Genomic DNA, 13,517 nt, shown 5'->3' on the forward strand with positions numbered 1-13,517 from the left:
TAATATTGGCACTGACATTCATCGACACACTATTGAGTTCTCAAAGAACACACGCACAAACATTCACCCGGTGAAGGGCTTCAGTGAGGCAAGGGCTCGTACTGTAGCTCAGAGCTTCGACCGAACGCAAATCCGGAAGACCTCTGAACACATGATCGGTCAGGCGCTCATCGTCCTACCTCGTTTCCCTGTACCGTAGCGGCCCTGTCGGACCAGCTCTTCGGCACCGGGTCGGTGTCCGTGTCGCTCTGACTGGAATAAAGTTACGTGGCTGGAATTCCGATGTCAAATTCCCTAGTCAGGCCGGGTTTCGAACCACAACAATGGGAGGGTCGCGCGTTGAGCGAGGAACGTAGTGGAAGGCGGCGGCGGTTACGTCGCGTTATGAAGGCCGGCGTGGTGCTGGCGAGTGGCGTGGTGTTGGTGACGGTCTGTGCCAATGCGACCATGTGGATGTTGTCGTCGGGGCATCGCAGTGATGTGGCCGGTGCGCCCACTGTTCCGGTTGTCATTGTTCCCGGTGCGCGGGTCGCGCCGGACGGGACGCCGATGGCGTATCTGCGGGGTCGCCTGGATGTGGCGATCGAATTGGTCGCGGCGGGGAAGGCGCGTGAGATCCTGCTGTCCGGGGATGCCGGCGGGACTTCCGGCGACGAGATCGTGTCGATGCGGCGTTATCTCCTCGAGCACGGAGTGGATCCGGGCATCGTGCGAGCGGATGGGGAAGGGTTTTCCACGCGGGAGACCTGTGAGCGGGCGCGGTCGATGTTCGGGGTGAAGCGCGCGATCATCGTCAGCCAGTACCAGCATTTGCCTCGGGCCGTCGCGCTGTGCCGGGCGGCGGATATCGACGCCGACGGGGTTGTCGCCTATTGCGAGTGCAGGCGGGCCACCGAGGTGCGCAACAACATCCGGGAATGGTTGGCGGCGCCCAAGGCGGTCGTGGAGATGGTCCTGCGCTGATCTGCCAAAGGGTTATCGGCGCAGGATTGCTGCGAGCCCGGCGCGAAGTCGATCCAGCAGCCTCGGACGGTCGGGTGTTTCCGCAGGGATGTGCGGCTCGGGCGGGGTTTCATTCACCCGGCCGGCCCGCGGGTACACAGGCGCATAGGGAGGGCCAGCCAGCAGGTTTCGGCATCCTGCGCGGATCTCGTCCCAGATGATCGCGGCATCCAGGCCGTCCTCCAGGCTGATCTGCATGGTGTAGAAGTCCCAGGCCAGTTCCTCCAACTCCGGTGGTTCGGGCTCGGGACGCATCCTCAGCTCGAACAGATCAGTGAAGATCAGGCTCAGGCACTCGTCGGAGTCTCCTTCGTCGGCCAGTAGCGCGGCGGCGTTGCGATTCGCGCGCCTGAGCCGGACAGCTACCTCCCGGTCGCGCCAACCCCCGAGGTGAACGATCTCGAGTTCGGCGAGCGCAGTGCGGAACAGTTCCGGGGCGTCGCGGCAATCGGTTCGGTGCAGGCAGGCGAGTTCGATCAGCGCCGGGGAATCGACCCCTCGGGCCAAAGCATCGGCGCCGATCATCGTCAGATGCGACTCGTCCAGCTCGCCGACGGCGAACAGGTCTGCGGCGCGGTGCAACTCGTCCATCGGGTCAGCGTGCGGTTCCGGGGGTTCGGCCGTCAAACGCAATATGGACCGGACTCAAGGTTTCTGTGGAGGGGGTTCGGTCAACCCTCTCGTCGGTCCGCGACCGGATGGACCGATTCCGATCACCGCAATTCGAGGAGAGCTAGTGCGCATCGTCAAAGCTGTTGGGATCATGCTGGCCGTTGTGGCCGCCACGGCGGTGGGGGCCGGTTCGGCTGTCGCGGAACCGGAGTCCAAGGAGAACATCTACATCGACGTCAATGTGCTCGGGTGCTCGATCGGCGCCGGGCTCGGTGGTGACGTGCTGGTGGCGCTCACCGGCGGAGGCGGGTCGAGTGCGATGGTGAATTCGTCGCTGGCGGCGCGGCTTCGGGCCGCCGGGTGCCTGCCTCGCCTGTAGGACCAGCGCCGATGGTCTCGTCGACGGCGACGGGACCATCGGCCTACCGTGCCCGTGCACGCGCCATCACGTACCGTGGTGCGAGTTGTCAGCATGCTGGCCGACGGAATGGGGTGCATCGTGAACGGGTCCGAGCATGCCGCGCGGCTCGTGCGTTTCTGGCGGACCGTCGAACTGTTCGGGCCGCAACTGGTACCGGAGATCGGCGTCTGCCGCGAAACCGGTGCGCTGGTGGTGGAACTCGGCGCCGACGAACCGGCACCGTGGGAAGACCTCACCGCGCTCCCCGCGCTGCAACCGGGCCGGGTATGGCAGTTCGTGGTGTTCGGCGGGTTGTTCGAAGTGGGGCGTGCGCGTGAATCGCTGATGCGCGCCTTCGGTCGGGACGGCCTCGAGGCGGACGCGCGTCAGTCCGGAACCACAGCCACTTTCGCGGTGACATTGAGCGACGACGGCATGGTCGTCGAGGGATCGGCGACGCTGTCGGGGCTGGCGTGGGCGATCAACCGGTTGCGCTCCCCCGGCCCCGCCGACCCGGGGTGGGCCGACGGGTTCGAGCACGACTCCTCGGCATTCACCGCCGCGTTCGACCTGCTGACCACCGAGGTACCGAGCGTCGACCCGGAGACCGACGATCCCGGCCCGCGTTGGCGTGCCCTGGATGTGGTCGGTCGTGGCGTCGGCGCGTCGCTGATCGCGGCAGGCGCGGACGGTGTCGTTTCGCCGGGGCTGGCGGGGATGTCGGCCACCGCGTTCGTGCGCGGCGTCATGGCGAACGAGGAATTCGGTACGCCGCTGGTGACCGGGCGGGCATTGCAGACGTTCGCGGGGGATCTGTGTGGGGCACTCTCCATCCGGTCCGAACTACGGGCAGGCGGGGTGCGGGTGGCGTGCGTGCAGGTCGCGGCCAGGGATGCCGACAGCACGGCGACCGAGGACCGGCTCAACAGCGGACTGGGCGTGGAGCTGCGTGCGCTCGCCGCGGCGGTGGAGCGTGGGGACGTCGGCGCAGCGCTGCGGGACTACCTCGCGGCGAGTGAAACCTTGCCCATAGATCAGCGGATCGACGTTCGTCAACGACAGGACGTGATGGTCGAAGGGCTGCTGCCCCAGCGCGTGCCGGACGGGCGGTGGCCGGGTGATCCGCTCGTCGCGGGCCAGCAGTTCGCGGTAGATCAGGCGATGACCGAACTGCGCGACAGCGCGGGGATTTTCGCCGTGCACGGCGCGCCGGGCACCGGAACGACGACTATGCTGCGGGACCTGCTGGCGGCGATCGTGGTCGAAAGAGCGGAGCGGCTGGCCGCTTTCGACGACCCGATGGATGTGTTCACCGGTGTCACCGAGCAGGTGCAGGTCGCCAAGAACTACACCGTCGGTGCGCATCGGCTCGCCCCCGAGACGACCGGGTTCGAGGTGGTGCTCGCCACCGGTAGCGACCGGAGCGCCGCCGATGTGGTGGCCGAGATCCAGCACCGCGACGCGATCGACTCCGACGTGCGGATCAACCACTTCGGCGAGCTGGCCGAATTCGTCAGCGGCGAACCCGCGTGGGGATTGATCGCATCGGCGCTCGGCGGGGCGAGACGAACCTTCGGCGAGCAGTTCTGGTTCGGCGACCGGTTCGCCACCGAGCGCAAGGCCCATGCCGGTTCGGCGGGAATGCTCGATCTGCTCAAACAGGCCGAGGCGGACCCGGATTCGGTGCCCGACTGGCAGACCGCCGTGCGCGACTTCGAGAGCAGGCGCGAGCACGTTCGAACGCTCGCACAGCAGCGTCAGGACGTGGCCGACGCGGTCGCCGAACTGCCTGCGATGAACGACGACCTGCTGTCGCTGTCGGCGGAGATCGCCAATGCCGATGCGGCACACGCACACTGGCGCGCACAGCATCAGCAGGCAACCGAACAGCTGCGCGCGGCGCAGGCCACGCATCATCGGGTCAGCACGTTGCTCACCGAGCACGGCGGGCGTAAACCAGGATTCGCGGAGTCGTTGTCCACCGGATTCCGCGCCGGCCGGCGATGGAGTGCGCGCTCCAACGAGTTGTTGCGTGAACGCCACGACGCCGAGGCGGAGATGCGGCGCAGACAGGGCGAGGTCGACCATGCGCGTGAACAGTGGGCGCAGGCAGCCGAGCACGGGCGCACCCTCATCCGTGACCACGTCGCTTTGACCGACCGGCGGGCACGAGCACTCGACATCATCGAAGCGGCGCGCGAGAACTGGTCGGAGACAATTCCTTTCGGTGATGTCGCCGCGGACGACGAGCAGTTCCAGCTGTGCAATCCGTGGGCCGACGAGCAGTACTCGACAGCTCGGCGTGAGCTCTTCCTCTCGGCGCTGCGGCTGCATCGGGCGCTGCTGCTGAACGCCGCGCCCCGGGTGCGCGACAACTTGATCGTGGCGATCGCGCTGATCCGCGACGAGCTCGCGGTGGCGCCGAAGCCGGAAACCATCGCGGCCGCCTGGCAGACGCTGTTCCTCGCGGTGCCGATGCTCACGACGACGTTCGCCGCGTTGCCCAAGTTATTCGCCGGGCTGGGGCGTGAGGCGCTCGGTTGGCTGTTCGTCGACGACGCGGGCCAGGCCGCGCCGCAGGCGGTGGCGGGTGGTCTGTGGCGCGCGCGCCGGGCGGTGATCGTCGGAGATCATCGTCAGCTGGGACCCGTTGTGACGCTGCCGACTTCGGCGCAGGAAGCGCTGGTTCGCCAGTACGGGCTCGATGCGGAGTGGATGCCGGATCTGGCCTCGGCGCGGCAGGCGGCAGATCGTGGCGTGCGGTTCGGGACCTGGCTGACACCCGCCGATTACGACCGGCCGGTGTGGGTGGGAACACCGTTGCGGGTGCATCGGCGCAGCGATCTGCCGATCTTCGAGCTGACCCATCGGATCGCCTACGACGACGACCTGCTCGTCTTCGGCACGCCCGAGCGGCCCGACTTCCCCGGACACGATCGGTGGATCGATGTGAGATCCGCACGCGCCGAAGGGAACTGGATTCCCGGCGAAGGTGAGGCGCTCGGTTCCTTGCTGACGGAGTTGCGGGAGGACGGGGTCGCGGCCGACGACATCCGGGTGGTCAGCCCGTTCCGCGATGTCGCCGACGGTGCGCGGCGCGTCGCCCGCGAGGTGCTCGGAGACGAGTTCGCCGCCGCCCAGGTGGGCACGATCCATGGCATGCGTGGCAATTCGGCCGAGGTGGTCGTGCTGGTACTCGGCACCTCACCCGCCGCGGGCGGTTCGCGACGCTGGGCCGCGGCCAACCCGAACGTGCTGAACGCGGCGGTGTCGCGGGCGCGGCGGCGGGTGTACGTGATCGGCAACTACCGATTGTGGAGCAGCCAGCGGTATTTCGACGTGCTCGCCCGGCATTGGCCGGCCGAGTCCGATCAGCTGGTCGCTCAGACCGTCAACCGGTAGAACCGCCAGAAGCCGAAGTTCTCGATGGGCAGGATGTCGAGGGTGGTGAAGCCCGCCTTGTGCGCGTACTCCTCCAGTTGCTCGGCGCGCATCACGGTTCCGGTACCCGCCGAACCGGGGTGCGCCATGCCGTCCGGCAGGCAGACGAGCAGGCTGAAGCCGTACATGAGGCGGTCGACATCGCTTGCGGGAGAAGCGAAGTCCGGGTCGACGGCCTCGTCCATCACGATCACCACCCCGCTGGGACGCAGCGCACGTCGTGCCGCCGAGAGCACCTCGACCGGGTACGGCATGTCGTGCACGCATTCGAAGGCGAAGACGACGTCGTAGGCCGATTCCGGGAGGTCGGTCGTGACGTCGGCGTGGTGGAAGTGGACGCGGTCGGCGAGGTCGGCGGCGTTGGCGGTGGCCATGGCGATCGACGGCGGGTCGATGTCGTAACCGTCGACCCGCAGGTCGGGGTAGGCGCGGGCCAGGGCGATCGAGGACCAGCCGCCGCCGGAGCCGATATCGGCGACTCGGGCGCCGGGAGCCGACAGCAGGGCATGGACGTCGGGGACGGTGGCGAGGTCGACGGCCAAGCGGTGTTCGAACCAGGGACGGTTCATGTCGGCTTGGGATTCGCGCACGTCGGTGCCGTATTCGGACCAACCGACACCGCCGCCCTCGCGATACGCGCGCACCAGGGCGGGGAGCTGGACCGCCGCACCGGCCAGCATCCGGGCGAGCGGGGCGAGGTAGTCCAGGCTGTTCGTGTCGGTGAGCACCTCGGCCGGGCCCGCCGGGAGGGCGAAGCGGCCGTCCGGCGTCACCGTGAGGATGCCTGTGGCCGCTTGCTGTTCGAGCCATTCCTGCGCGTATCGGCGGTCGCCGCCAGCGCGGGTGGTGAGTTCGGCCGCGTCGGCGGGGCCGGCGGCCAGCGCCGAGTACCAGCCGAGCCGGTCGCCCAGATGAATGGCCAGGATGTCGACCGTGCCGAGCGCCGCTTCGAACAATCGCTGCGCGAACTGCTCACTGGTCTGCTCCACTGCGCTCACTTGGGTCCTCCCGATTCGATGTAGGCCCGAACGGCCCGCTGACAGGAGAACGGACAAGGAAACGTCACGGTTCACCATGCGCTCAACGATTCGATCTCACCGCTGTCGGTTGCCGCCTGTTTGCGCGAGGCTGGGCAGAGTTCCCAGGATCGGAGTTGTCATGAGGCCGAGCTCATTTCTCGGACCAGCCTGTTGTGCCGCGATAGCTCTCGCTGTCGTCCTTCCGGCGCAAGCCAGTGCTGATCCCGTCACCGATCTGCTGTGCAACAGCGGATCGAGTCAGTTCTGTCCACCGCCACCGCCGCCGCCGCGCGAGTGCCATCCCTCCTACGATCCGTGCGTTCCGATCGCCCCCGATGTCGACTGTGCGGCGGCAGCGGGGACGGGCCCGAATACACGGGCCCGGTTCGAGTAAACGGCCCCGACGACTATGGGCTCGATGCCGACGGGAACGGAATCGGCTGCCAGAACAGCTGATTATCGGCTGTCTTCGAAAGGGCCGTTAAGGCGTATCGAACAGGGGTTCACCGGGTTCCACGACTGTGTCGATCGTGTCGGGATTGATGGAGTTCTTCGGGGAGTCCATTACGACGATCGGGCAGATGATCGGGTTGCCGGTGGCGGCGATCTCGGTGGGGTCGAAGGTGACGATGGGGGTGCCCGTCTCGACGGTGTCGCCTTCGGTGGCGTGGAGGGTGAAGCCTTCGCCTTTGAGTTTCACCGTGTCGATACCGAGGTGGACCAGGACGCCGACGCCACCGCCGAAGACGACGAAGGCGTGGGGGTGGAGTTTGAGGAGCTTGCCGCTGATGGGGGCGGTGACGGTGAGGGGGCCTCGGGTGCGGTCGGGGTCGACGGCCACGCCGGAGCCGACCAGTTGATCGGCGAAGACCTGGTCGGGAACTTCCGACAGCGGGATGACGCGGCCGGCGAGGGGGGCGGCGACGTTCACAGGATGTCCCCGATGTCCTCGGCCAGCGTGTCGGCTTCAGGGCCGACGACGACCTGCACGACGGTGCCCGACTTGAGGACGCCGTGGGCGCCTGCCGCCTTGAGCGCGGCCTCGTCGACCTTGGCGCCGTCGCGCACCTCGGTGCGCAATCGGGTGATGCACGCCTCGATCTCGACGATGTTCTCCGCGCCGCCCAGGCCCTGGACGATCGCTTCCGCTTTGGACATGTGTTCTCCCTTTCCGCGGTGGTAGCCGGTTCCAGTATGGGAGCCTCGGTTGTGCGCCACGTCATATTTCACGGTTGACATCCGTCGGCCACCTGGTCAAACTGACAACTGGTTATGACCGGACAGTACCCGTCAGAGCCACTGGTTCACAACCGCTGGACGAAGAAGGTCGACATGACTGCCGTTACCGACAGCCCCAAGCAAGAATCCAAGACATTCGCGGGATTGCAGCGCCTCGGGCGCAGCCTGATGCTGCCCATCGCCGTGCTTCCCGCGGCGGGCATCCTGTTGCGTCTCGGCCAGGACGATCTACTCGGCCGCTTCTCCGCACTGGAAAGCGCGGCGTCGGTGATCTCGGCGGCAGGCCAGGCGGTGTTCACCTGGTTGCCGCTGATCTTCGCCGTCGGCATCGCCATCGGGTGGGCCAAGAAGGCCGACGGGTCGACCGCGCTGGCCGCGGTGGTCGGCTACATGGTGATCGACGGGGTGTTCAAGGCGATGTCGCCGATCGTGCTGGAAGGCAAGACCGACCCCAAGGGCGCCCAGGCGCTGATCAACTACGGCGTGCTCGGCGGCATCGTGATGGGTCTGCTCTCGGCGATCCTGTGGCAGCGGTTCTATCGCACGAAGCTGCCCGACTTTCTCGGGTTCTTCAACGGCAGGCGGCTCGTTCCCATTCTCACCGCCGTCACCGGTCTGGTGGTCGGTGTCGCGATGGCCTTCCTGTATCCGGCGTTCAACTCGGCGCTCACCTGGGTCGGTGAGGCGGTCGCGGACAATTCGGTGGTCGGTGGCGGTGTCTACGGCGCGGCCAACCGGTTGCTGATTCCCACAGGTCTGCACCACATTCTGAACTCCACGGTCTGGTTCCTCGTCGGCGATTACACCGATGCTTCCGGTCAGCTGGTGCGCGGCGACCTGAACCGATTCTTCGCGGGCGACCCGAGCGCGGGCACCTTCATGACCGGCTTCTTCCCGATCATGATGTTCGCGCTCCCCGCCGCTGCCTTCGCCATCTGGCGCAATGCGCGGCCGTCGCAGAAGAAGCTGGTCGGCGGCATCATGCTCTCCACCGGGCTCACCGCGTTCGTCACCGGCATCACCGAGCCGCTCGAGTTCTCGTTCATGTTCGTGGCGTGGCCGCTGTACGTGGTGCATGCGATCCTGACCGGCACGTCGATGGCCTTGGTGAACGCACTCGGCATCCACGACGGTTTCACCTTCTCGGCAGGCGCAATCGACTATCTGCTCAACTTCGGCAAGGCGACCGATGCGTGGCTGCTGATCCCGATCGGCCTCGGGTACGCGCTGGTGTACTACCTCCTGTTCAGCTTCGTGATCAAGAAGTGGAACCTGCGTACGCCGGGCCGCGAGGCGGAGACCGATGACGAGGTCTCCGGCGTGGCCGAGGCGCAAGCCGAACCCGTAGCGGCGGACAGCGGCGATACTCGAAACGATGGAACCGAGACGAAGCTGGACAAGAAGCCGGAAGGTGAGTGACGCCCGATGCCGGAACAGGTGATCCGTGGGCTCGGGGTCAGTCCCGGGGTGGTGTGTGCGCCGTGGTTGCGATTCGGTTCGCAACTCGAGACCTCCGCGCAGGACCCGGTCGGCGGGCCACCCGACGAGGAACTGGCCCGGGTGAAAGCGGCGCTCGCGGGGGTGGCCGACGAAATGGCCGCCAGGGCGTCGCGCGTGGACGGTGTTGCGGCGGAGATCCTTTCGATGTCGGCGACGATGGCCCGCGACCCGGGCATCGTCGCCGCCGCCGAGAAGGAATTGAAGGCGGGAATGCCGACGGCACACGCCGTGCACCTGGCATTCGAAGGGTTCTGCGCCAAGCTCGAGGCACTGGGCGGATACATGGCCGAACGCGCGACCGATCTGCGCGATATCGGCGGGCGAACCATCGCGGTGCTGCTCGGTGAACCGATGCCGGGCATCCCCGAGCCGGGGTTTCCGTTCGTGCTCGTCGCGCGCGATCTGGCGCCGGCCGACACGGCGATGCTGGGTGGCAGTGATGTGGTCGGCCTGCTCACCAGTGAAGGCGGGCCGACCAGTCATACCGCCATCCTGGCGAAATCGCTCGGACTGCCCGCTGTGGTGAACTGCCCGCAGACCGACAAGCTCGTCGATGGCGCACCGGTGCTGCTCGACGGGTCGACCGGTGAAGTGGTGATCGACCCGAGCCCCGAGCGTCAGCAGGCGGCGGCCGAGCAGGCGGCCGCCGACAAGGCGCGGCTCGCGGCGGCCAGTGGGCCGGGGCGCACGGCCGACGGCACCCCGGTGCACCTGCTGGTCAATATCGGCACGGTCGACGACGCGGTGAAGGCGGCGCCGGTCGACAGTGAGGGTGTGGGCCTGTTCCGTACCGAGTTCATGTACCTCGGCAAGGCGTCGGAGCCTTCGCTGGACGAGCAGACCGCCTCTTACACAGCGGTTCTCGAACAGTTCGCGGGCCGCCGCGTGGTGGTGCGCACGCTCGACGCGGGCTCGGACAAGCCGCTGCCGTTTCTCGATCTCGGGACCGAGGAGAATCCGGCGCTCGGTGTGCGCGGATTGCGGATCGGGTCGGTGTTCCCGGAGACACTGGCCACCCAGCTCACCGCTTTGGCTCGCGCGGGTGAGGCGACCGGTGCCGATCTGTGGGTGATGGCGCCGATGGTCGCCACGGCCGACGAGGCGGCCGGATTCGCCGCGCTGGCAAGGGAATCCGGGGTGCGCAAGGTCGGGGCGATGATCGAGATCCCGGCGGCGGCATTGCGGGCGGCCGATCTGCTGGCGCACCTGGACTTCGTGAGCATCGGTACCAACGACCTCAGCCAGTACACCTGTGCGGCGGACCGGATGGCGGGCAGCCTCGCGCAGCTCCTCGATCCCTGGCAGCCCGCGGTGCTCGACTTGATCGCGATGGTCGGCGCTGCGGGAACGGCATCGGGCAAGTCCGTCGGTGTATGCGGTGAGGCGGCGTCGGATCCCCTGCTCGCCCCGGTGCTGGTCGGGCTCGGAGTGACGAGCCTGTCGATGTCGGTACCCGCCTTGCCCGCTGTCCGAGCCGCCCTGGCAGGGATCGACATTCAGCGTTGCCAGGAAGCGGCCGATGCGGCGTGCGCTGCGCGTGGGCCACAGACGGCACGTGAGGTGGTCGCGGCGATCGTTGGACGGGCATGAGGTGGTGACGGCGGGGTCGAGCGGCTCGGTGGTCGCTGCGGCTGCGCGCGGTGTGCGACGTTCGGCCGCCGACAGCGTGGTGGCGGCGGTCCCCCTGGCAGCGGGGATGTCACTGATCGGGCAACCAGCGGCCGCGGGACAACCGCCCGCAGTCATGGCGGGCACGCTCCCGGCAGCAACGGTGCCACCGGCCAGGCGGGCAGCGGCGGTTGTGGCAGCCGAACCAGTGGCAACTGCGTCCCAGGTCGGGACGCCACCTTCGGTCGTGGCGACCATGTCCCCGGCAGTAACGATGCCATCGGCCGGGGCGGCGGCTGCGGTCGTGGCAGCCGAGCTTCCAGCAGCAAGGCTGTCCGCGATCGCGCAACCAGCGGTCGCGGGACACCCGCTCACGGTAGTGGCGGGCACGTTCCCGGCGGGAACGGTGCAACCAGTCGAACCGTTGGCCGCGGTCGTGGCAGCCGAGCTTCCGGCAGCAAGAATTTCAGCGGTCGGGCCAGCGGCGGGGGTAGTGGTCGGCGCATACCGGGCAACGACGCTGCCAACGGTTGGGCCGCTGCCGGCGCGCTGGTCGATCATGGGCCTGCGGGGTGCGGCGGTTGCGGGCAGGCCGGTATCCGGCGGTATTGGGAGAGGGATAGGTGGGTCGGCGTGACTGCCTTGCGGGGGTGTGTTGTCGGGACGGGTGAGGGTGAGATTGCCGATGGTGTGGTCGAATTCGATGGGGCGACGATTACGTGGGTTGGTGCGGCGGCGAGTTATCCACGCCCGCAGGAACTTCCGGAGGCGACGGATGACCTTGTGCTGCCCGGGTTGATCGACCTGCATTGTCACGGTGGGGCCGGGTTCGGGTTTCCCAATGCCGACGGGGCGGGGGCGCGGGTTGCGGCGGCGCACCATCGCGCGCACGGTACGACTGGGTTGCTCGGCAGCTTGGTGTCGGCGGCGCCGGAGGTGTTGGTCGAGCAGGCGGCGGTGCTGGCGGATCTGGTGGACGACGGGGAACTGCTCGGGGTTCATCTCGAGGGGCCGTTCATCAATGCGGTGCGGTGTGGTGCGCAGGATCCGGCGGCCATCGTCGCCGGTGATCCGATGCTGTTCGAGCGGATCTACCGGGCGTCGCGCGGGACCGTCCGGTCGATGACGTTGGCGCCCGAAACCGCGCACTTCGGCGAATTGCTCAGCGCGATGCGCGAATACGGTGTGCTGCCGAGCCTGGGGCATACCGATGCCGACGCGGCGACGACGTCGGCTCGGATCGCCGAGTGGGTCCACCCGCGCGGAACGACCGAGCAGGCACCCGCACGACGAAGCCCCGGTACGGCTCCGCAGCCCTCCGACAGCTCCGGAGCGGCGCGAACCGAAGCCGGCGGGCCAGTGCGGTTCGGTGGCGAACCGATCACCGCCACCCACCTGTTCAACGGGATGCCCGAGCTGCATCACCGCAGGCCCGGACCCGCTGCCGCCTGCCTGGCCGCCGCCGGCCGCGGCGAGATGGTCGTCGAGTTGATCGCCGACGGTGTGCATCTGGCGCCCGAGACCGTCGCGATGGTGTTCGACACCGTCGGCGCCGACCAGATCGCCCTGGTGTCGGACGCGATGGCGGCTGCCGGGATGAGCGACGGTGATTACCGGCTCGGCGCCCTGGATGTGCAGGTGCGGCACGGGATCGCCCGGCTCGCCACCGAAGACGGTTCGCCCGGCGCTATCGCGGGTGGCACGGCGACACTGCTCGAGGTGGTGCGGTGGTCGGTGGAGCATGCGGGTATCCCCCTCATCGATGCGGTCAGGGCTGCCACGCGCACGCCTGCGCGGGTGCTCGGGCTCGAGGCCGAGCGCGGCACGTTGCGGGCGGGTGCGCGGGCCGATGTGCTCGTGGTCGATCGGCAATGGCAGGTGCGGCGGGTGTTCGTCGCCGGAACGGAAGGAAGCTGATGGAAATCGTGATCCGCGCGGACGAACACGAAGTGGCAACCACGGTCGCCGATATCGTCGGCGGCTACGTGCGCCAGGGCAACGCGATTCTCGGCCTGGCCACCGGGTCGTCGCCGCTCGGCAGTTACCGGGAACTGGCGCGCCGCTACCGCGACGGCGAACTGGACTTCACCACGGCCAGCGGGTTTCTGCTCGACGAGTACGTCGGGCTGCCGAAAAGCCATCCGCAGTCGTACTTCTCGGTGATCCGGTCGGAATTCGTCGATCATGTGAACCTCGATCCTGCGCGTGTGTTGAGCCCGAACGGGGAGGCGGGCGACATCGCGGGCGAGGGCAGGCGTTACGACGCCGCGATCGCCGCCGCCGGTGGGGTGGACGTGCAGCTGCTCGGTATCGGCACCGACGGGCACATCGGTTTCAACGAGCCCGGTTCGTCGCTGACCTCACGGACCAGGGTGAAGACGCTCACCGAGCAGACCCGCCGGGACAATGCCCGGTTCTTCGACGGCCCCGACGACGTCCCGCACCATGTGCTCACCCAAGGGCTCGGCACCATCCGCGAAGCCCGGCACCTGGTGATGATCGCCCTCGGCGCGGGGAAGGCCGACGCCATCGCGGCGGCCGCCGAGGGACCGCTGTCGGCGTTCTGCCCGGCCTCGGTGATGCAGTGGCATCCGCATGTCACCGTGGTGATCGATGAAGCCGCCGCGAGCAAACTGAAGCTGGCCGACTATTACAAGTACGCCCTCGCGAACAAGCCTGTGTGGCAGTCGTTCTGA

At 67.9% G+C, this 13,517-nt stretch carries 11 protein-coding genes; 7 read left to right on the forward strand and 4 right to left on the reverse strand.

The window, feature by feature from the left end; all coding sequences use genetic code 11:
• Positions 1-384: 384 nt before the first annotated feature.
• Entirely contained in the window at positions 385-963 is a 579-nt protein-coding gene (locus tag NCO8_RS22780) for a SanA/YdcF family protein (protein WP_067642179.1), read from the forward strand.
• Between the two features lie 12 nt (positions 964-975).
• Here the strand turns inward: NCO8_RS22780 and NCO8_RS22785 are convergent, their stop codons facing one another.
• Positions 976-1,593 (reverse strand): hypothetical protein, encoded by a 618-nt coding sequence (locus NCO8_RS22785; RefSeq protein ID WP_067642180.1) that lies wholly within the window; start codon positions 1,591-1,593, stop codon positions 976-978.
• A gap of 145 nt (positions 1,594-1,738) precedes the next feature.
• Between NCO8_RS22785 and NCO8_RS22790 the strand changes: the two genes are divergently transcribed.
• Both NCO8_RS22790 and NCO8_RS22795 read left to right on the forward strand, forming a co-directional pair.
• The gene (locus NCO8_RS22790) at positions 1,739-1,993 is read left to right on the forward strand and encodes a hypothetical protein (RefSeq protein ID WP_067487404.1); all 255 of its coding nucleotides are present in this window, start codon (positions 1,739-1,741) and stop codon (positions 1,991-1,993) included.
• Between the two features lie 78 nt (positions 1,994-2,071).
• On the forward strand, positions 2,072-5,416 hold the full coding sequence (locus NCO8_RS22795; RefSeq protein ID WP_157105048.1) for a DEAD/DEAH box helicase: 3,345 nt from the start codon (positions 2,072-2,074) through the stop codon (positions 5,414-5,416).
• On the opposite strand, the gene NCO8_RS22800 is transcribed toward NCO8_RS22795, so the two are convergent.
• From NCO8_RS22800 to NCO8_RS22810, 3 genes are all read right to left on the reverse strand, one after another.
• Positions 5,398-6,453, reverse strand: coding sequence for a class I SAM-dependent methyltransferase (locus NCO8_RS22800; protein ID WP_067642182.1), 1,056 nt, complete (start codon positions 6,451-6,453; stop codon positions 5,398-5,400). The two genes, NCO8_RS22795 and NCO8_RS22800, sit on opposite strands and share 19 nt — an antisense overlap.
• A gap of 502 nt (positions 6,454-6,955) precedes the next feature.
• Positions 6,956-7,405: a PTS sugar transporter subunit IIA gene (locus tag NCO8_RS22805; RefSeq protein ID WP_067642183.1), complete on the reverse strand. Its 450-nt coding sequence runs from the start codon at positions 7,403-7,405 to the stop codon at positions 6,956-6,958.
• Complete coding sequence (locus NCO8_RS22810; protein ID WP_067487390.1) at positions 7,402-7,632, reverse strand: PTS sugar transporter subunit IIB; 231 nt, start codon at positions 7,630-7,632, stop codon at positions 7,402-7,404. Before NCO8_RS22810 ends, NCO8_RS22805 begins: the two co-directional genes overlap by 4 nt.
• Before the next feature lie 174 nt (positions 7,633-7,806).
• Here NCO8_RS22810 and NCO8_RS22815 point away from each other — a divergent pair, with 174 nt between their 5' ends.
• From NCO8_RS22815 to nagB, 4 genes are all read left to right on the forward strand, one after another.
• Complete coding sequence (locus NCO8_RS22815) at positions 7,807-9,132, forward strand: PTS transporter subunit EIIC (RefSeq protein ID WP_067642367.1); 1,326 nt, start codon at positions 7,807-7,809, stop codon at positions 9,130-9,132.
• Between the two features lie 6 nt (positions 9,133-9,138).
• Positions 9,139-10,803, forward strand: a complete 1,665-nt coding sequence (ptsP, locus tag NCO8_RS22820; RefSeq protein ID WP_067642184.1) for a phosphoenolpyruvate--protein phosphotransferase — start codon at positions 9,139-9,141, stop codon at positions 10,801-10,803.
• A gap of 651 nt (positions 10,804-11,454) precedes the next feature.
• Positions 11,455-12,738, forward strand: coding sequence for an N-acetylglucosamine-6-phosphate deacetylase (locus tag NCO8_RS22825; protein WP_067642185.1), 1,284 nt, complete (start codon positions 11,455-11,457; stop codon positions 12,736-12,738).
• Entirely contained in the window at positions 12,738-13,517 is a 780-nt protein-coding gene (nagB, locus tag NCO8_RS22830) for a glucosamine-6-phosphate deaminase (protein ID WP_067487382.1), read from the forward strand. The genes NCO8_RS22825 and nagB overlap by 1 nt, the downstream gene beginning before the upstream one ends.

Origin of the sequence: Nocardia coubleae NBRC 108252 (assembly GCF_001612805.1) — a bacterium.
In the GTDB taxonomy this organism is placed as follows: Bacteria; Actinomycetota; Actinomycetes; order Mycobacteriales; family Mycobacteriaceae; genus Nocardia; species Nocardia coubleae.